We start from the raw sequence: 20,004 nt of genomic DNA, 5'->3' as shown, positions 1-20,004 counted from the left end.
TCAAACTCTCCAAAGAATTTGATATAGCTCTTGAAAATGACGAAGCTTGCGCTTCAATCAAAACTTGTAAAACTTTTTTTACCTCATCGTTCAGTTTTCAAAGTTCGTCTGCCGCTCATTGGCGACTCTTAAAATAATACAAGTCATCGACACAGTTGTCAACCACTTTTTTAATTCTTTCCGCTGCCATCAGCGGCAACGTTTATTAATTTACCGTATGTTCAATTAAAAGGCAAGTGTTTTTCGAAAACTTTTTAAAAATAATATTTAGTGATAAGTTCCTGCACATAAAAACACCCGCTTCAGCTGGACTGAAACGGGTGTGTCTCTGCGAATTGAAGACTATTACTGCTGATGACGCATCGTCGGGAAAAGTAAGACATCACGAATCGAAGGTGCATCTGTAAGCAACATGACTAAACGGTCAATCCCGATTCCGAGACCACCCGTTGGCGGCATGCCATACTCAAGTGCTTCCAAGAAGTCATTATCAAGTTCATGCGCTTCATCGTTTCCTGCTTCTTTCTCAAGCAACTGGGCTTCAAACCGTTCACGCTGGTCGATTGGATCGTTCAATTCCGTGAATGCGTTCGCGTGTTCGCGACGAACGATAAACAATTCAAAGCGATCCGTGAAACGCGGGTCTTGGTCGTTCTTCTTCGCAAGCGGTGATACTTCTACCGGGTGCCCGGTGACGAACGTCGGCTGAAGTAACGTCTCTTCGACTTTTTGCTCAAAGAATTCATTGACGATATGACCGAACGTCATATGGTCTTGAACTTCGACGCCGTGCTCTTTCGCCAGTGCGCGCGCGTCTTCGTCCGACATCTGTTGCCAGAAGTCCACACCTGTCTCTTCTTTTACTAGATCCACCATGTGGGCCCGTTTCCAACCGACTCCGAGGTGAATCGTATCTTCACCGTACTGGACGTCCGTCGTGCCGAGAACTTCTTTAGCGACGTGAGCGACGAGTTCTTCCGTCAAGTCCATGATGTCATTATAGTCCGCATACGCTTCATATAATTCGATCATCGTGAACTCTGGGTTATGGCGTGTTGAGATTCCTTCATTGCGGAAGACGCGTCCGATCTCATACACACGCTCGAGACCACCGACAATCAAACGCTTCAAATGAAGCTCGATCGCGATTCGCATATAAAGCTCCATATCGAGGGCGTTGTGATGCGTAAGGAACGGGCGAGCCGCTGCTCCACCTGCGATCGTGTGCAACATCGGTGTTTCAACTTCCAAGTAACCGCGGTGGTTTAAGAAGTTCCGGATTTCTGAAATGATGCGGCTACGCAAAATAAACGTTTGACGTGAATCGTTATTCGTAATCAAATCCAAGTAACGTTGGCGATAGCGTTGCTCGACGTCTTTTAAGCCGTGATATTTATCAGGAAGCGGACGAAGCGCTTTCGTCAAGAGTTCGAACTCCTCAACATGGATCGACAATTCGCCGACATTCGTCTTGAACAACTTCCCTTTCACACCGACGATGTCTCCAAGGTCAGATGATTTAAATAAATCGAACGGTTCGTCACCTACGTCATTTTTACGAACGTAGATTTGGATTTGTCCTGTTACGTCTTGGATATGGGCAAAGAACACTTTCCCTTTTCCACGTTTCGTCATGATTCGTCCGGCAAGCGTCACTTCGACGTCTTGTTCGGCCAAGGCTTCTTTTTCAATCGCCTCATACTGCTCATGTAATTCACCGGCATGGGCAGAGCGTTCGAACCGACGTCCGAACGGGTCAAGCCCTTGTTCACGCATCTCGGTCATCTTCTCAAAACGCACCTGCATTTGGTCGTTCATTTCCAACTCGTGACTCACTACTCCATTCACTCCTCTATACGTATTAGGTTTCTCTCTAATAAAAAACTGTCGACCTGATGGCCAACAGCACAGCCTAAGCCGTTCGCTCATTGCGTATCGCTTTTTCGCCAAACAAGCTTACCATAAATCACTTTTTTACACTAGTTCACACTTCTTGCATTTGTCGCTCGAGCTGTTCGACAAAATGATACAGCACAATCCCGAACGCATCCCGAGATTCAACTTCATTGATTTGCTTACGGACCGGACCGCTTCCTTTTAGACCTTTCAAATACCAGGCCGCATGTTGGCGCATCTCACGTACCGCGGTCAGCTCACCTTTGATGGCCATCAGACGATCGAGATGCAACATACAAATATCAATCTTCTCACGCGCTGCCGGTTCCGGCGGGAGTTCACCTGTCTCTAAATATTGCACCGTCTGATAGAGCATCCACGGATTCCCGAGTGCCGCTCGCCCGATCATGACGGCATCGACGCCATAATGGTCGATCGCGTGCTTCGCTTCTTGCGGCGTCGAGATATCGCCGTTGCCGATAATCGGGACGGTCGCAATCTTTTTCGCCTCACCGATCCAGTCCCAATTCGCCGTTCCTTCATATTGTTGGGAACGGGTACGTCCATGAATGGCAATCGCCGCGGCCCCGCCTGACTGGGCGGCTCTGACGTTGTCTAGCACATAGACATGCTCTTCATCCCAACCGAGACGCATCTTCACGGTCACCGGTTTTTCGACAGCGTTCGAGACGGCGTCCACCATCTCATAGACTTTATCAGGGTCAAGCAACCATTTTGCGCCCGCCTCGCATTTCGTTACTTTCGGGACAGGGCATCCCATGTTGATATCAATGATATCGGCGTTTGTGTTTTGGTCGACGTATTGAGCCGCCCGTACGAGCGTCTCTTTCGACCCACCGAAAATCTGTAAGCTGAGCGGCTTCTCACGTTCATCTACATAGAGCATCCGTAACGTACGAGCGTTCTCTAACAGTATGCCTTTATCACTTACCATTTCAGCGCAGACGAGTCCGGCACCGAACTCTTTGGCGATGAGTCGGAACGCCGGATTCGTGACGCCGGCCATCGGGGCAAGGACCGCCCGATTTTTAATGTCCACGTTCCCAATCTTAAATCCTGACATAGATCCACTTCCTTTTACTGACGTTACACCGGATTGACAAGTGACTGTAACGGTTCAAGCCGAATGACATCGCTTCGTTCCGACTCCGGAAGGGCGACGAGCAGCTTTTGAACCGTCTTTCCTCTCACCTCGAGCGACGGAGCAATCTCCGCAAGCGGGGCAAGGACAAAAGCGCGTTCATGCATCCGCGGATGCGGTACAGATAAGTGCTTCGATTGTATATCTTCGCCGTTAAACACCAAGATGTCAAGGTCGATCGTGCGAGGTCCGTTCTTGAACAACCGCTCCCGCCCGAGCCGCTGTTCGATTTGTTGTAAGAGTGACAGTACTTCCTCCGCCGACCGCGTCGTCGCCACTTCAACGACCATATTATAAAACGAAGGTTGCTCAGTATAACCGACCGGTGCCGTCTCGTACACGGCCGACTGTTTCGTCACTTGAAGGCCGTCCGCTTCCATCGCTTGAATCGCTTCATGCAAATAACTTGCCCGCTCTCCAATGTTTGAACCGAGTGCGACATAAATCATCCGTTTCGCCTCCGTGTCATCTCAATGGCAACCGAATCGTAATGCCCAGGGATGGGCGGATCCGGTTTGATGACCTTCACCGTCACCGCTTGAATCTTCTCACTATGGGCGAGCACCGCCTTCGTGATGCGCTCGCCAAGTGTTTCAAGAAGGTTCACCGCTTCCCCCGTGACGATGTCTTCCGTCACTTGATAAAGCCCGGCATAACTGACGCCGTCTTCCAAATTGTCGGACTGGCCGGCTGGCGCGAGATCCAGTTCACACATCAAATCGATATGAAACCGTTGTCCGAGCCGATTCTCTTCTTCAAACACACCGTGATACCCGTAAAAGCGCATTCCGTTCACATACATCTTATCCACGTTGTCCGCCTCCTAACATTACATCCATCATCCGGGCTGCCCGCTTATTCGCGAGCACGTCATGAACCCTTACCCAGGCACAGCCTTTCATAATACCGAGACACGTCGTCGCGATCGTCCCTTCCCCCCGCTCTTCGGTCGGTAAGTCGAGCGCTTGTCCGATGAAGGACTTGCGTGACGTTCCAAGCAATACCGGGTAGCCGAGGTTCGTGATGACGTCGAGTCGATTCAAGAGCTCCAAGTTCTGTTCATAATCTTTGGCGAACCCGATGCCCGGGTCGAGCCAAATCAATTCATCCGGCACCCCGGCTTCGTGGGCAATTTCAATCGACTCTTGCATGTCACCGACGACTTCTTCGATAAAGTGACCATAATTTCGATTGTTGCGATTATGCATAAGGATGATTGGAACGTTGAACGCTTTGGCGACGTCCGCCATCGAACGATCTCCCCACTTCGAACCCCAGACGTCATTGATGATGTCAGCTCCCGCTTCCAGCGCCGCTCGCGCCACTTCCGGTTTATACGTATCAATCGAGACTAACACGTCTAGCTCTTGTTTCAAACGACGGATGACCGGCACGACCCGGGCGATCTCGTCTTCAGCTGAAACGAGCTGTGCCCCCGGGCGAGTCGATTCACCCCCGACGTCAATCGCGTCGGCGCCGTCTATGACGAGTTGCTTCGCGTGCGCCACCGCAGCATCAAGCGCCGTATAGCGCCCGCCATCCGAAAACGAATCCGGCGTCACGTTTAAAATGCCCATCACGTTTGTCATTTCGCACTCTCCTTTTCAATCGTCTGGATCAAAACCGACCAGGCGTCGATAAAATGTTCTCCTCGTCGTCCCGGGAAACGCTTCCCTGCAAATTCCGTCACCGGGGCGATCTGTTGTACCGAATTTGTGAGCCAAATTTCGGTCGCTTCGGCCAGTTGCGCGAACGTCACGTCGCGTTCGGAGACGTCAAACGTGTCGATCACCCACTGACGGGTCACCCCGGCCAGAGCCCCTGTCGAGAGCGGGGTCGTCCAAAGCCGGCCATCACCGTCCGTCCAACATACGTTCGAGACGAGACCTTCGACGACGCGTCCAGTCTCATCCGCGAACAACCCTTCCGCTGTTCGGTCGACGAGCGCGCGCTTCCCGAGAATGTTGTTCATATAATGATGAGATTTCAGCCGGAACGCCGCCTCGGGCCGGCTTCTCGGAAATGGGAGCGCCTCAAGCGTCTTCTCGACCGGTTCGAACGCGTCGGGCAACGGTTTGACAAGGAGCGTCACGTTCGGTCGCACGTAACGTCCGTCATGAAGACCGAGCGGTGCGACTCCCGCGGAGACGTTGAGCCGGATATAGAGGTTCGGCGCGTTATTTTGACGGGTGACGTCTTGGATCGCCTGCTCGATGTCTTGTTTCTTATATGGGAGGTCGATCCAAAGCGCCTCCATGCTTTTCTCTAGTCGCTCCCAATGCGCGTCCCATAGAAACGGGTGTCCTTCAAACGTTCGGAACGTCTCGAACAAGCCCATCCCGTATAGAAAGCCGTGATCGTATACGGGAATCGTCACTTCATCGCTTCCGCGCAATTCGCCGTTATGCCAAAGCCACATGGCGGTATACCTCAATGAAGTTTCGAACCATCTCTTTGCCGTGTTCCGTCAAAATTGCCTCCGGATGATACTGGACCCCTTCGATTGGCAACGACTTATGCCGTAGCGCCATGATCTCGCCTTCCTGTGTTTCCGCCGTCACTTCGAGACAGTCGGGGAACGACTCCCGGGCTACGGCGAGCGAATGGTACCGTGTCACGATCGTCTCTTGCGGGATTCCCGTAAAAATCGTCTTCCCGTCATGGCGAATCGGCGACGTCTTTCCATGCATGAGACGTTCGGCATGGACGACTTCACCGCCGAACGCTTGCGCGATCGCTTGGTGCCCGAGACAGACGCCGAGAATCGGGATACGACCGGCGAACGAACGAATCGCCTCAATGCTGATCCCGGCCTCGTTCGGCGTACAGGGCCCTGGTGAGATGACGAGATAGTCCGGACTTAACGTGTCGATGTCTTCGAGCGTGATGTCGTCATTTCGCCGGACGACGATCTGCTCGCCCAGTTCCCCGAAGTATTGGACCAAGTTGTAAGTGAATGAATCGTAGTTATCAATGAGTAATATCATGTCGTCGCCTCCGTTGACGCTTTCGCCGCCCATAGCGCTTTCGCTTTCGACAGCGATTCTTCATATTCTGCGGCCGGATCGGAATCGATGACGATACCAGCACCAGCTTGAACGTGGGCCATGCCGTCTTTGACGACCATCGTCCGAATCGTGATGTTGAAGACGAGGTCATCATCCCAACTGATCCAGCCGAACGACCCCGTATAAATTCCACGGCGGACCGGTTCAAGCTCCTCGATGATCTCCATCGTTCGAATTTTCGGGGCGCCGGTGATCGTTCCACCTGGGAACATTGCTCCGAGCGCCTCGGCACCGGACACATCGGGACGTATCATCCCGCGGACGTTCGAGACGATATGTTGGACGTGGGAATACTTCTCGATGACCATCAGCTCATCGACGTGCACCGTCCCATACGCCGCCACTTTGCCGAGGTCGTTGCGCTCCAAGTCAACGAGCATGACGTGCTCGGCCCGCTCCTTCTCATTGTCGAGCAACGTGCGCGCCAACTCCATGTCTTCTTTCTCGTCGCGACCGCGCGGCCTCGTCCCCGCAATCGGGCGAGTCGAGATCGCGGACCCGTGCTTTTCGATCAACAGTTCCGGAGAAGCCGACACCATCGTCAAAGCATCATCCTTAAAATAGCCCATGTACGGGGAAGGATTCATGCGTCGAAGCGTATCGTAAACGTGACGGGGGTCGGCGAGGAGCGGTTCGGATTGCCTGACGCTCAAATTCACTTGAAACACGTCGCCCTCGACGATATAGTGTTGAATCTTCTTGACCGCCGCGACAAATTCTTCGCGGGAGAGCGAACGGGAACGCTCGACCGCATCGTGTGCGACTGGTCCGAACGTATAGTGCGTCTCCGTATGCCAAAGAGCGGCAAAGCGTTCAAGTTTCACATCGACGTCCTCGTCTCCGGTGACCATCACGTATAAGACCGAGTCTTCTTCATCAAACACCGCCACCTCGTCGAACAACAAGAACGATACGTCCGGTGTCGCCAAATCATCTTCCGCTTCTCGCGGCAACCGTTCGAGCGTCCGGGCGACGTCGTAACTGACGTATCCGATCATCCCGCCAAAGAAAGGCGGAGCCCCGGTCGGCCGTGTCGCCACGAAACGCGAACGCACCGATTCGACGATATCGAGCGGGCGACCGTGTATCGTCTCTGTCCCGGCCTCGGTCGTGAGCGTTCCAACCTCGTCTTTCACGTGAAGCGTAGCGAACGGTTCGACTCCCGCTACCGTATACCGCCCGACTCGACCACTCTCGAGCCACGCGTAACGCTCTTTTCCTTCCGTCAACGTCAAATACGTCTCGTACATGCTCTCTTTTGTCATCCGGATTGTTTTGAACGCTGTCGTCCTCACATCCCATTCCCCCGTTCCTCTAGTTCATGCCTTTAATTGTACACAAGAAAAGGCAGTTCCCGAAAGAAGTTGTCTCTCGGTAACTGCCCCTTTTCCTTATGAACGAACGCTGTCCGATTCTTCGTCGAACTGATAAAGCGGCGTACTCAAGTATCGCTCCCCGTTCGACGGGATGATTGCGAGCACGTTTTTGCCTTTGCCGAGTCGTTTGGCCGTGTCGACTGCTGCAGCGATGGCCGCACCTGACGAGATGCCGCCGAGGACACCGTTCGTACGCGCCGCGAGTCGGGCATATTCGAACGCTTGGTCCGTCGTGATTTGAAGGACGCCTTCATAAATCTCCGTATCGAGGATCGAAGGGATAAAGCCGGCCCCGATTCCTTGGATTTTATGCGGACCAGGCTTTCCGCCCGACAAGACCGGTGAATCGACTGGCTCGACCGCCAAAATTTTCACGTCTGGGTATTTCGCCTTCAACACTTTACCGGCTCCCGTGATCGTACCGCCTGTACCGACGCCCGCGATGAACGCATCGACGTCCAAACCGGCCGCTTCAAACGCCTCGACGATTTCTGGTCCTGTCGTCATCTCATGGACGTTCGGGTTGGCCACGTTGTTGAATTGTTGGGGGAGGAAATATCCGTTCGCCTCAGCTTCTTCTGTCGCGCGGCGAATCGCTCCGCCCATCCCTTCCGGACCTGGCGTCAAGATGAGCTCAGCGCCATAACCGCGAAGTAAGTTGCGACGTTCCATGCTCATCGTTTCCGGCATGACGAGAATGGTCTTGTACCCTTTAGCGGCACTGACCATCGCCAAACCGATTCCGGTGTTCCCGCTCGTCGGTTCAATGATCGTGTCACCCGGTTTTAAGGCACCGTCTTTTTCGGCCGCCTCGATCATCGCTAAGGCAATCCGGTCTTTTACACTCGACCCTGGATTCATATACTCCAACTTCATATAAACCGTGGCGTCATCCGGTCCCGTAAGACCGTTCAATTTCACAATCGGTGTCTTCCCAATCAAATCTGTCACTGAATCTACGATACGCATGCTATTTCCTCCTCCATAATTCCGACTATTCCGATATTGTAATCATACCCTATCAGTTTGAAAATATGCAATTTGGAACGAACCGCTTAACGTGCTTGCTGTTTCATCGTTTCTAACTGTTCAGCTGAGAAGTGATACTTTTCCCCACAAAAATGGCAGACCGCTTCGGCTCCGCCGTCTTCTTCGATCATTTGACGAATCTCTTCGGCACCGAGGCCGATGATGGCGCCTTCCATCCGGTCGCGGCTGCACGTGCAGTTGAACTGGACCGGTTTGTTGTCGAGCAGTTCGAGACTGTCCCCGAGGAGCATGCCGAGCATCTCTTCCGGCGTCTTCTCTTCACCGATTAACACAGAGACCGGCGGGAACGTCTTCAACGCGTTCTCTAACGCTTGAATCGTTTCTTCTGACGCATCCGGCATCAATTGCACGATGATCCCACCCGCGGCAAGAATCGATTCATCTTCCGGAAGGACGAGAACGCCCGCACCGACGATTGACGGAACTTGTTCTGACGTCGCGAAGTAGTACGTGAAGTCTTCACTGATCTCTCCGGTTTGGATTTCAGACGATCCACCGACATAGTCTTTCAACCCGAGGTCTTTGATGACCGAGATCGTACCGCGACCGACGACTTCACCGACTTTCAGTTTCGTCAATCCGTGGTCGTTGACGAACGTTCCACCTTCGACGCGCGGATGTGACACGTAACCACGGACATCGCCGACTGTGTCGGCATCGACGATGATTTTCCCGATCGGACCGTCACCTTCGACTTTAAGCGTGACACGGGCGGCACCTTTTTGCATCGCCCCGATCATCGTACCGATCGTCATCGTCCGGCCAAGGGCAGCCGAAGCGACCGGTGTCGTCTGGTGGCGAAGCTGGGTTTCAAAGATCGTTTTTGTCGTACGAACGGCAAAGGCGCGGACTTCTCCGTTGAACCCTAACGCTCGGACGAGATAGTCTGCTTTCATTTGGTCAAGTAACGCTTGTTGTTCTGGTTGGATCATATTGAGTAACTCCTTTAAATTTATTTCTGGTTGCGCTCATAGATGAGGCGGAGCCCATCGAGCGTCAAGAAGGAATCGACGACGTCGATCGTTTCGGCATGTTCACTAATGAGACGAGCGAGACCGCCCGTCGCGATGACGGTCGCCTCTCCGACTTCGCGCTTCATACGACTGACGATTCCGTCGACTTGCGCGACATACCCGTAATACGTTCCCGATTGCATCGCCTGGATTGTGTTCTTTCCGACGACAGTCGGAGGAGTCGCGAGCTCGATGCGAGGCAACTTGGCCGCCCGTTGATAGAGCGCCTCGACCGAAATCATAATTCCCGGCGAGATAATGCCCCCGTGATAGCGACGGGATGCATCGATATAACAATACGTCGTCGCCGTACCGAAGTCGACGATGATGAGCGGACCCTCATATTTCGCGATACCAGCGACCGCGTTGACGATGCGATCGGCCCCGACTTCACGCGGATTATCGACATGGATATCGAGCCCTGTCTTCACGCCCGGGCCAACGACGATCGGGCGGACGTTGAAGTAGCGTTGCGACATCTGTTCAAGCGGAAAGATGACGGGCGGGACGACGGACGAAAGAATCACGCCATCGATTTGATCGAACGAAACGTTCGAGTGGTCAAACAACGACTTGACGAGCATGCCATACTCATCGGTCGTTTTCGTACGGTCCGTCGAGATGCGCCAATGGTGGACGAGCGTCTCGCCATCATACATCCCGAGAACAATATTTGTATTCCCAACATCGATCACTAAAATCATGATATAGTTCCTCACTTTGTTGTCAATTACAGTTCGCTCGAATTATAACACGAAAAAAGACGAATGCCTCATCTAGGGCATTCGTCTCTTTCGTTTAACGCGATTCGTTGTTCGGGCGTTCCGTTGGTGTCGCCTCAGGCTTATCGCCTTCCGGGACGACGTCCGGCTTCACTTCTTGAACCGACTCAGGTTGATCGATGATTTGACCGTGCTTGACGGCCGCCTCATCTTTCTTCGCTTCGTCGTTCGAATCGTCCGTCGATGGTGTCGACGGCTCTTCCGGCTCATGCGGAAGGTACTCGCGCGTCTTGATCAAGTGACGAATCTGCTTCGAGTCGAGCGTTTCGACTTCGAGAAGCGTCTTCGCAACGAGTTCGAGATCGTCACGACGTTCCGTCAAAATTTGCTTCGCTTTCGCATAGCAGCGGTTGATGATATCACGAATCTCAAGATCGATGTCTTGGGCGATGGCATCCGAGTAGTTTTGTTCCGTTTGGAAGTCACGTCCCAAGAACACTTGTCCGCCATGGTTTGATCCGAGTTGGAGCGGTCCGAGTTTGTCGCTCATCCCGTAATCCATGACCATCTTCCGAGCGATTCCCGTTGCGCGTTGGAAGTCGTTGCTCGCTCCGGTTGATACTTCACCGAAGATCACATCTTCCGCCACGCGGCCACCGAGAAGACCGACGATCTTATCTTCGAGTTCTGGTTTCGTCATGAAGTAACGATCTTCTTTCGGAAGCATGACGACATAGCCGCCCGCGTTTCCGCGTGGAACGATCGTCACTTTATGGACTTCGTCAGCGTTCTCAAGCTCGATACCGATGATCGTGTGACCCGCCTCGTGATAAGCCACGATTTGACGTTCTTTCTCCGAGATAACGCGGCTCTTCTTCGAAGGTCCCGCGATGACGCGGTCAATCGCTTCCTCAACGTCGACAATCGATACTGCCGAGCGGTCAGACCGGGCAGCGACGAGCGCCGCCTCGTTGAGCAAGTTCTCCAAGTCAGCACCTGAGAATCCAGGCGTCCGCTGCGCGATCGACTTCAAGTCAACTGTCGAATCGAGCGGTTTGTTGCGGGCATGAACTTTGAGTACTTCTTCCCGGCCTTTCACGTCCGGACGATCGACCGTGATTTGACGGTCAAAACGTCCTGGACGGAGAAGGGCTGGGTCAAGGATATCCGGACGGTTCGTCGCGGCAATCATGATGATCCCTTCGTTGTCGCTGAACCCATCCATTTCGACGAGCAATTGGTTGAGCGTCTGCTCACGTTCATCGTGGCCGCCGCCTAAACCGGCACCACGTTGACGTCCGACCGCATCGATCTCATCGATGAAGATGATACACGGCGCGTTCTTCTTCGCGTTCTCGAACAAGTCACGGACACGTGATGCCCCGACCCCGACGAACATCTCTACGAAATCAGAACCTGAAATCGAGAAGAACGGTACACCGGCTTCACCCGCCGCCGCACGGGCGAGGAGTGTCTTACCTGTCCCTGGAGGACCGACGAGAAGGACCCCTTTCGGAATGCGCGCCCCGAGTTTCGAGAACTTGCGCGGGTCTTTCAAGAATTCAACGACTTCGATGAGCTCTTGTTTCTCTTCGTCCGCTCCGGCGACGTCTTTGAACGTCACACGGCGCTTCTCTTGATCGTACAATTTCGCCTTCGATTTCCCGAAGTTCATCACACGACCGCCACCGCCGCCGCCTTGGGCTTGGTTGAGCAAGAAGAAGAACAAGATGAAGATGATGATGAACGGTAAGATCGCAAACACGATGCTGAACCAGTTCCCACTTGACTCTGCTTCTTCGACGCTAATGTCCGTATTCGCACGGAGTGACGAGAGCACTTCGGCGTATTCGGCCTCGTTGGCCGGGATGTTCGTTTCAAAACGCTGGTCTTCATCTCCTGAAAGATCACCTGTGATCGAGATGGCACCCGGAATTTCTTGCACGGTCGCCGTTTCAATCCGACCTTCTTCCACATATTCCAAAAACTTCGAGTACGTGAGCGTCTCGCTCTGGCTGCTCGGGTTTTGTAAATATTGAAGGAACAAGATCAAGGCTAGGAAAATCACACCGAAAACTAAGGTGTTTTTCACTGCACGATTCATTCTCTGCCTCCTATTCCGAGAAACGATGTTCTCGCCCATTCAGTATATGTGTATACTTTGGGTATTTCTTTTATCTTACCACGTCACATTTTCAAAAGAAAAACGTTAGCCCCCGTAAACGCTCGGCTTGAGCACACCGACGTAAGGAAGGTTACGATATTTCTCCTCATAATCGAGACCGTAGCCCACGACGAATTCGTGAGGAATCACGAAACCGCTATAATCTGCGGACAATCCGTTTTTACGTCCTGTTGGCTTATCGAGCAACGTCACGATTTTCACCGACTTCGCTTTACGATATTTAAGGAGGTCTACGAGATAACCGAGCGTGAGCCCGCTATCAATGATATCTTCTACAATCAAGATGTCACGACCTTCTACAGACGTGTTTAAATCTTTCTCGATTTTCACTTCACCTGTCGAAGACGTCCCTCCGTGATACGTCGACACGTCCATGAAATCCATCTCTAAATGGATATCCATTTCTTTGACGAGGTCTGACATGAATGGCATCGCGCCTTTCAATACACAGACGAGAAGCGGAAACTCTTCTTTATATTCTTCGCTGAGCGTTACCGCGAGTTCTTTCACTTTTCCTTGAATCTCTTCACTCGAAATGAGCACCTTTTCCATATCGTTCATTAATGACATCTTGAAATCCTCCTCTTTCTAATCCGACACAATCACCATTTTACCATTAATCGTGGGCATCTCGCATCCGACTTCTCTGGAAAGTCGGAAACTCTTATTCCTACTATAGCGATAATTCGACCAGTTGCGTCAACTAATAACGGGATAAACGGACGTTTTTCGCGCGGGACTTTTGCATCAATCAACACACGGGCGACTTTCTTCGTCCCGACCGAGAGGCTAATCCGGTCTCCCGGTCGTGGTGAACGGACGTATAGCGGCCACTCGAGTGCATCGAGCGGGAAACCACGACCATCTTCCGTCACTTCAAGCGAAACGACGTGTTCACCGAACGTCACGCGTGTCGGGAGCGTCTCGACTCGTTGCGGCGACGGGATTGACAGTTGTCCTCGTTCCGTCAGAGCGATGCCGCCGTCACGCTTCTCTAAACGAAAATCCCCGCCCACGTCGTACACACCCGTCCCTCGTTTACTTTGCATGAGTCGCGTCATACCTTCCGCTACCTGTACCCCGAATCGCTCGGATAAAAGCCGCCCGAGCACATAACGTTCTTCTGCCGACAAGGCCATAACCGCTTCAAGTTTCACATGAAACGCTTTCATTTCAACATCGACGTGACGGTCCATCCATACGGTCATGGCCGCATAACGTCGTTGCCATGTTCGTCGGTTCGCGCGTGCTGTTGCACACACGTCCCGGACGAGCGTCGGCCACCCCGCCAGTAACGGGGGGATGACGAGATGACGCATTCGGTTACGCAAATAATCCGTCTTCGCGTTCGTAGCGTCTTCACGCCATTCGAGATCGTGCTGTCGCGCGTAGGCGATGAGACTTTGTTTCGTTTCATCTAACAGCGGACGGACGAGCACCCCGCCGCCGAACCCGCGACGCTCCGGGATGCCCGTCACTTCGACGACGTTCCGATGCAATTGAATCAACACCGTCTCGACGACGTCATCGGCGTGATGGGCCGTCATCAACTCACGATAGCCGTACTCCTGCATGACCGTCTCGAAAAATGCATAACGCGCTTCCCGGTAAGCTGCTTGTGACGCCGTCTCGATGATTAACCGCTTGCCGTGAAACGGGACGCCATATTCGCGCGCGAGCTGTTCGACGAACCGATACTCCTCATCGGATGCACGGCGCTGTCCGTGATGGACGTGCGCGACGCCGACGTCGAGGCCTTTCGCGACCATCTGATGAAGCAATACGATCGAATCGACTCCGCCCGATACGGCCAGCAATACGTTCGGCATCTTCCGCCCTCCTTGAGATAACAAAAAAAGCCACCTCAGATGAGATGACTTGTTCGCTTAGGTAAGTGACCCGTACGGGATTCGAACCCGTGTTACCGCCGTGAAAGGGCGGTGTCTTAACCGCTTGACCAACGGGCCTAAATAAAATGGTAGCGGCGGAGGGAGTCGAACCCACGACCTCACGGGTATGAACCGTACGCTCTAGCCAGCTGAGCTACACCGCCATGTTATTGTGTTGTGTCCTAAGCACATTTTCTATAATAACCAGTCACCACGTTTGTGTCAATTCTTTTTTAAAGTTTTTTTATAAAAGAAATCGTGTACAGTGTCGTCTTCCTCACTATACACGATTTTCGTTTCCTTTTACATCACGCTTCAGACGGAATACCCCGATATTTCTTTTTCCAAGCAATCCGGAAATAACCCCATAACAGCCCGAGACAAGCAAGCGAGACGAGCAGGAGGTAAATCGTCGCCGACTGTAAATATTGCGCACCGTCGCCAGATAGAATTTCTTTATAACCGGCCACCGTATACGTCATCGGGAGTAACGCGTTGAACGGTTGGAGTGCCCGTGGGATCAGCTCTAACGGGAACGTTCCGGCCGACGTCGTCAGCTGCAAGATGAGCAGGATGATGGCGACGAAGCGTCCCGGATTACCGAGTACCGTCACGAGCAGTTGGACGATCACTAAGAACGTGATGCTCGCTAGCCAACTGAATCCGAAGAACTGAAGTGGCGCATCGACTTCTAACCCGAGCAAGTATACCATCGCGACGTCTAATACGAGCGCTTGAACGAACCCGATGACAATCAAGACGCCCGATTTCGAGGCGAGCCAAGACAAGCTTCGTTTCGGTTTACCTGCCGGGTCGTAGAGCGGATAGACGATCGAGAGCAAAAGTGCCCCGACGAAGAGGCCGAGCGACATGAAGTACGGGGCAAAGCCCGTACCGTAGTTCGGCACGTGATGAATCGAATCGTTTACGACCGTGACCGGACCCGCCATCATGTCGACGTTGTCGTCTCCGAGATCGATGGACGCTCGGTCGGCTCCTTCGGCCAACGCGTCACGCAGCGTGGCATTCCCTGACTCGAGTTCAGACAAGCCGTCTTTCAGTTCGCTGCTTCCTGACGCGATCGTCGCCCCGCCATCAGCAAGTTGTATCGCCCCGTCAGACAGCGTGCGCGTTCCGTCTTCCGCGTCTTTCGCGCCGGTAGCGAGCTTTTTGCTTCCGTCCGTCAGCGCACCGGTCGCTTCTGTCAAACGCGTACTGCCCGAAGCCAGTTCAGATGTCCCGTCTCTCAACTGCCCTACACCGGCGTTCAACGTCGTACTCGCTGATGCGAGCTCATTCGAACTCGCCGCAGCCGTCTGTGCCCCTTGCTCGAGTCGGGCCGAACCGGCAGCGAGCGCCGTGGCCCCATCGGCCAACTCGGCTTGTCCTTCATTCAGTGTTGCTAAACCTGAAGCAAGTTCATTCGCTCCTGCTTCTGCTTTCGTTAAGCCGGCGTCTAGCGCGGTTTGTCCGTCTCGGACACGTGTCGCCCCTACCGTAAGCTCGTCAAACCCAGCCGCCGTGGCCTGTTGACCTTCCTCAAGTCGACTTACTACTTGTTGAAGCACTTCTGGAGGAATCGGTTGACCCGATTGTGCCAACGCCGAAAGTTGTTGCATCAATTCGTCTTGATTGGCGAGTAGCATCGTCTTCATTTGTCCGATGCCGTCAATCAATTCGGTCTCCCCTGCCAAGAGCGCGGCGTTGCCTTGTTTGGCGTTCGTCATCCCGGTCGCCAACTCACTCGAGCCGGCGACGAGCCGTTCACTGCCAGACTTCGCTTGATCAATCCCCGCCGCCAAGTGTCGCATCCCATCGTCAAGCGACTTCGCGCCCGTATGCAGCTCCTCAAGTTTCAAGGCGAATGTCGTCGTTCCTTCGACGAGTTGATTCGTTCCGTCTAGGAGGACGGACGCGCCGTCATCCACGCGACGGGCCCCATCTGACAGGGCCGCACTTCCTTCATACACTCGTTGACTACCATCAGCCAAATCGGTCGTGCCCGTTGCGAGTTGAGACACGCCTTCACCTAAACGACCCGCTCCGTCTGCAAGTTGTTGCTGTTTCGAAGCTAGGAGTGCGGCGCCATCGGCAAGTTGGGTCGCACCGTTCTTCGCCGTCTCGGAACCGTCAGCGAGAAGTGAGGCGCCGTCTGCCGCCTCCCCAAGACCAGCGCCCGCTTCATCGATGCCATCCCGCAACGCGCTGACGTACTGCTTCGCCACTTCCGTCGACAGTTCCGCTTTTACTTGTTCCATCGCTGAACCGCCAATTTGAGCGGCCAAGAAGTTATAAGATTCGTTGGCGATATACTTGAGTTCGAGCGGTTCCGGTTGATCATCAAGTGCGGTCGTCGCCTTCTCCGAGAAGTCCTTTGGAATCTCAATCGTCATATAGTAGGCGTGGTCCTGTAAGCCCGATTCCGCCTCTTCTTTAGTCGTCTCAACAAATTCAAAAGCTTCCGAAGCGAGCAGTTTATCGACGAGCTCATCTCCGATCGCGAGTGAATCACCTTCGAACGTTGCCCCGCTATCTTCATTGACGATGGCGACCGGTAAGTCCTTCATCTGACCGTACGGGTCCCAAAACGCCCATAAAAACATCCCCGCATACATGAGCGGCACGAGCACGACCGCTAGAATCGGGATCCATACCCGCGGATCTTTCCCAATGCTTCGCCACTCGGCCTTCCATAGTTTCCATCCATTCATATCTGTTCCTCCACCTTCACTTATAAAACATAACTATTTTTTCATGTTCCCTATTGTGCTCGCTTCTTCTGAAAAATGCAACCTTTTTTAGTTATTTTTTATAACTATTTAAACGACAAAAAAGCCACAGACGGTTCACGTCTGTGGCAATGCAGTTCGCATGTGAAAAAGCTTGTATCGTTACGAGTAGAAGCTAGTGGTTTACGAAGGGTTACCCGCGCTTGGCTCCACGCCCACCGCGTTTCGAATCAGTCTGACGTTTCAACGTTGTGAGACGCTCGTCGCTATCTTTCAAGAACTTGCTCATCAACGTGTCAAACGTTTCAGGCTCACGACGTACTTCACGACGTCCGCCGCCACCGCGTGGACCGCCGCCACCGCGTGGGCCACCGCCGCCGCGTGGACCTTGTCCTGGGCCACCTGGTCGTGGTCCTTGACCTTGACCTGGGCCACCTGGACGTGGGCCGCGAGAGAAACGCTCGCCTGCCGGACGCTCAGGACGTTCGCTCACAGGACGATCAACCGCTTTCTTGATGGACAACCCGATTTTGCCATCGTTCTCGACGTTCAATACTTTGACCGTGACTTCCTGACCGACCGTGAGGACTTCATTGATGTCTTTGACGTAAGAATCCGCCACTTCACTGATGTGCACCAAACCTGTTTTTCCGTTTGGAAGTTCTACGAACGCTCCGAAATGCGTAATCCCTGTAACCTTACCTTGTACCTTGCTTCCTACTTCAATTGACATAAAATAATGTACTCCTTTTTTTGATTGATTCCCTACAATTATACGAGTCGTTTCGTCAACGGTCAACGAAGCGACTTATTCCTCTGGTGAGAAGTAAAAAATAATCTCGCCATCTTTCGAGAACAACAACTCGTTGCGCGCGAGATTGGCGATATATTCATCGTCTTGTAAACGTTCGACCTGCTCCTGCAATTCCGCTTGCTCTTCTTTCACTTCATTCAACTCGACTTGCGCTTCGTTCTGATTTCGCTCTTGCTCCGAAACGTAGCCGACTTTTGTGAAGTAGCTCTGACCGATCAACACGATCATCAACAAGAAAAGGAGCGAGGCCGCGGCCAGGCGGCGTCGAAGATGGATACGTCGCCGGGTCTGATCTTTTTCCAGCTGTTCTCTCCGTTCGTCGAGAGCCCGAATTCGCTGTTTGCGATCGATCGGGGTACGTCCATTCATCGAATCACCTTCCTCCTGTCCTAGTACGTCCAGTATACCTTTTTTTTACGCTTCCGTACCACTGTTCACCTTTTCTTCTTTGATCAAGCGGTACATTTCCTTCGCGTCTTCTTTGCGTGCATGTTCGGCAATCGAATCGATGACGACCGTGACGAGTTTATTGCCGAAGCGAATTTGGAGCTCGTCCCCGACCTTGACGTCCGTGCTCGCTTTCGCGGTTTGTCCGTTCAGTTCGATGCGTCCTTGGTCGGCCACTTCTTTGGCTAACGTACGTCGTTTGATCAAACGCGACACTTTCAAAAACTTGTCTAATCTCATAATCCCTGCTCCTTCGCTTCATTCCAGAGCCGGTCCATCTGCTCGAGCGTCATGTCCTCAATCGGACCGTTCGCCTCGATATATTCAAACCGTCTCTTAAATTTTTGATTCGTTCGTTCGAGCGCTTGTTCGGCGTTCAACGCATAATAGCGGGCGACATTGACAATCGAGAACAACACATCACCAAGCTCCGTCTCGTCTTCTGGACGTTCTTTCCACTCCCGTAATTCTTCTTCGAGCTTTTCGAACGCTCCGCTGACGTCGTCCCATTCGAACCCGACCGTCGCTGCTTTCTTTTGCAGTTGTTCCGCGCGCATTAAGCCTGGTTGCGTCATGAGGACACCGTCTAGCTGCGATTTCTTCTTTTCCCCTTTTTCGGTCTGTTTAATCGCATTCCAGTTTGAAATGACATCGTTCGCGTCACTCACCGTCACATCGCCAAACACATGCGGGTGACGACGTACCATTTTCTCGCTGATCGATCCGATGACGTCCCGGATATCGAAATAGCCGTCGTCCGCTCCGATTTGGGCGTGGAGCATGACTTGTAACAACACATCACCGAGCTCTTCGACGATCGCGTCGTCATCTTCGGCATCAATCGCCTCGATCAACTCATACGCCTCTTCAAGCAAATATTTGCGAAGCGACTCGTGCGTCTGCTTCTTGTCCCACGGGCACCCGTCCGGACCGCGGAGCGTCGCGATGATGTGCGTCAACGTCGAAAATTCGCGCGCCAAATGCGTTTCATCCGTCAACGGTGGCACATAAAGCGTCGTCAAGTTGTCGACTTCTGCCACGCGGTCCATTTCATAGAGCGGGATTTCACTGACCCGCTCGCGTTTCGTCCCGGCAGCCGTCACGAGTTTGACGATGTGCTCGTCCGGATAGCGTTCCATCAGCTGGACTTTCACGTCTCCGGCTACGAACCCGTCATACACTTGGCCGATCAACACGTGTTGCGTCACTTGAATCCGTTCGACATCAAGTGCCGTCGCATCGAGTAATTGGAACCCGTTGATCGGGTCGATGCGCAACGCCTGGAACATGGCGTCTAAAAAGCTTTGCCCGCCGAGGAACGTGACGTCAGCACCTTGCTCTATTAAAAGTTCGACCGTTCGTTCGGCGACGAACGGATGACCTGGGACCGCATACGTGATGGCGAGCTCTTCACTTTTAGTCAGGAGCGTCTCGACAATCTCGGTGTAGACAGCATCGAACGTGTCGCACGACTCATATACCGAATCAAACGATTCGAAATGCACACCTTCCGCCTCCAGTTCAGCGACGACAGGATGGTCCTTCGTGCGCAACCAGACGAGGGGCTGCTGTTTCAAATGGCGATACACACCGAGCGGAAGTTGCTCCATTTCGCCGGATCCTAGCCCGACGACCGTAATTCCAAAGCTCATA

19 protein-coding genes and 2 tRNA genes are annotated in these 20,004 nt (G+C 53.1%); all 21 read right to left on the bottom strand.

Annotated features, from left to right (window positions below; translation table 11 throughout):
* Positions 1–345: 345 nt before the first annotated feature.
* A complete protein-coding gene (lysS, locus tag L971_RS12965; protein WP_024372375.1) occupies positions 346–1,836 on the bottom strand; it encodes a lysine--tRNA ligase in 1,491 nt (496 codons plus the stop codon).
* A gap of 148 nt (positions 1,837–1,984) precedes the next feature.
* The gene (dusB, locus tag L971_RS12960) at positions 1,985–2,980 is read right to left on the bottom strand and encodes a tRNA dihydrouridine synthase DusB (RefSeq protein ID WP_047376207.1); all 996 of its coding nucleotides are present in this window, start codon (positions 2,978–2,980) and stop codon (positions 1,985–1,987) included.
* A 23-nt stretch (positions 2,981–3,003) separates the two neighbouring features.
* Positions 3,004–3,507 carry a 2-amino-4-hydroxy-6-hydroxymethyldihydropteridine diphosphokinase gene (gene folK, locus L971_RS12955; RefSeq protein WP_029334035.1) on the bottom strand — a complete coding sequence of 168 codons (504 nt, stop codon included), beginning with the start codon at positions 3,505–3,507 and terminating at the stop codon, positions 3,004–3,006.
* Positions 3,504–3,869, bottom strand: a complete 366-nt coding sequence (gene folB, locus L971_RS12950; RefSeq protein ID WP_024372372.1) for a dihydroneopterin aldolase — start codon at positions 3,867–3,869, stop codon at positions 3,504–3,506. Before folB ends, folK begins: the two co-directional genes overlap by 4 nt.
* The gene (gene folP / locus L971_RS12945; RefSeq protein WP_024372371.1) at positions 3,862–4,647 is read right to left on the bottom strand and encodes a dihydropteroate synthase; all 786 of its coding nucleotides are present in this window, start codon (positions 4,645–4,647) and stop codon (positions 3,862–3,864) included. Before folP ends, folB begins: the two co-directional genes overlap by 8 nt.
* Positions 4,644–5,477, bottom strand: a complete 834-nt coding sequence (locus L971_RS12940; protein WP_029334032.1) for an aminotransferase class IV — start codon at positions 5,475–5,477, stop codon at positions 4,644–4,646. Before L971_RS12940 ends, folP begins: the two co-directional genes overlap by 4 nt.
* On the bottom strand, positions 5,461–6,045 hold the full coding sequence (gene pabA / locus L971_RS12935; RefSeq protein ID WP_029334031.1) for an aminodeoxychorismate/anthranilate synthase component II: 585 nt from the start codon (positions 6,043–6,045) through the stop codon (positions 5,461–5,463). The genes L971_RS12940 and pabA overlap by 17 nt, the downstream gene beginning before the upstream one ends.
* Complete coding sequence (locus L971_RS12930; RefSeq protein WP_047376203.1) at positions 6,042–7,421, bottom strand: anthranilate synthase component I family protein; 1,380 nt, start codon at positions 7,419–7,421, stop codon at positions 6,042–6,044. Before L971_RS12930 ends, pabA begins: the two co-directional genes overlap by 4 nt.
* Before the next feature lie 96 nt (positions 7,422–7,517).
* Positions 7,518–8,471 carry a cysteine synthase A gene (gene cysK / locus L971_RS12925; protein ID WP_024372367.1) on the bottom strand — a complete coding sequence of 318 codons (954 nt, stop codon included), beginning with the start codon at positions 8,469–8,471 and terminating at the stop codon, positions 7,518–7,520.
* 86 nt (positions 8,472–8,557) lie between these two features.
* On the bottom strand, positions 8,558–9,484 hold the full coding sequence (hslO, locus tag L971_RS12920; RefSeq protein ID WP_052200392.1) for an Hsp33 family molecular chaperone HslO: 927 nt from the start codon (positions 9,482–9,484) through the stop codon (positions 8,558–8,560).
* 20 nt (positions 9,485–9,504) lie between these two features.
* Positions 9,505–10,269: a type III pantothenate kinase gene (locus L971_RS12915; RefSeq protein ID WP_024372365.1), complete on the bottom strand. Its 765-nt coding sequence runs from the start codon at positions 10,267–10,269 to the stop codon at positions 9,505–9,507.
* A 94-nt stretch (positions 10,270–10,363) separates the two neighbouring features.
* Positions 10,364–12,391, bottom strand: a complete 2,028-nt coding sequence (gene ftsH / locus L971_RS12910; protein ID WP_029334028.1) for an ATP-dependent zinc metalloprotease FtsH — start codon at positions 12,389–12,391, stop codon at positions 10,364–10,366.
* A 105-nt stretch (positions 12,392–12,496) separates the two neighbouring features.
* Complete coding sequence (gene hpt, locus L971_RS12905; protein ID WP_024372363.1) at positions 12,497–13,042, bottom strand: hypoxanthine phosphoribosyltransferase; 546 nt, start codon at positions 13,040–13,042, stop codon at positions 12,497–12,499.
* Between the two features lie 32 nt (positions 13,043–13,074).
* The gene (gene tilS, locus L971_RS12900) at positions 13,075–14,301 is read right to left on the bottom strand and encodes a tRNA lysidine(34) synthetase TilS (RefSeq protein WP_024372362.1); all 1,227 of its coding nucleotides are present in this window, start codon (positions 14,299–14,301) and stop codon (positions 13,075–13,077) included.
* 66 nt (positions 14,302–14,367) lie between these two features.
* A tRNA-Glu gene (locus L971_RS12895) sits at positions 14,368–14,439 on the bottom strand.
* Positions 14,440–14,448: 9 nt separating this feature from the next.
* A tRNA-Met gene (locus L971_RS12890) sits at positions 14,449–14,525 on the bottom strand.
* Between the two features lie 144 nt (positions 14,526–14,669).
* Positions 14,670–17,072: a YhgE/Pip domain-containing protein gene (locus L971_RS12885; protein WP_047376200.1), complete on the bottom strand. Its 2,403-nt coding sequence runs from the start codon at positions 17,070–17,072 to the stop codon at positions 14,670–14,672.
* Between the two features lie 211 nt (positions 17,073–17,283).
* Entirely contained in the window at positions 17,284–17,823 is a 540-nt protein-coding gene (locus L971_RS12880) for a S1 domain-containing RNA-binding protein (RefSeq protein ID WP_024372360.1), read from the bottom strand.
* A 75-nt stretch (positions 17,824–17,898) separates the two neighbouring features.
* Positions 17,899–18,273: a septum formation initiator family protein gene (locus L971_RS12875; RefSeq protein WP_024372359.1), complete on the bottom strand. Its 375-nt coding sequence runs from the start codon at positions 18,271–18,273 to the stop codon at positions 17,899–17,901.
* A gap of 45 nt (positions 18,274–18,318) precedes the next feature.
* The gene (locus tag L971_RS12870; RefSeq protein WP_024372358.1) at positions 18,319–18,591 is read right to left on the bottom strand and encodes an RNA-binding S4 domain-containing protein; all 273 of its coding nucleotides are present in this window, start codon (positions 18,589–18,591) and stop codon (positions 18,319–18,321) included.
* Entirely contained in the window at positions 18,588–20,003 is a 1,416-nt protein-coding gene (mazG, locus tag L971_RS12865; RefSeq protein WP_047376198.1) for a nucleoside triphosphate pyrophosphohydrolase, read from the bottom strand. Before mazG ends, L971_RS12870 begins: the two co-directional genes overlap by 4 nt.
* Position 20,004: the final 1 nt, after the last annotated feature.

The sequence above is a fragment of the Exiguobacterium sp. ZOR0005 genome, from assembly GCF_000798975.1.
Lineage (GTDB): Bacteria > Bacillota > Bacilli > Exiguobacteriales > Exiguobacteriaceae > Exiguobacterium > Exiguobacterium aurantiacum.
Note: the sequence above shows the minus strand (reverse complement) of the source record. Positions and strands in the feature narration are given on the sequence as shown.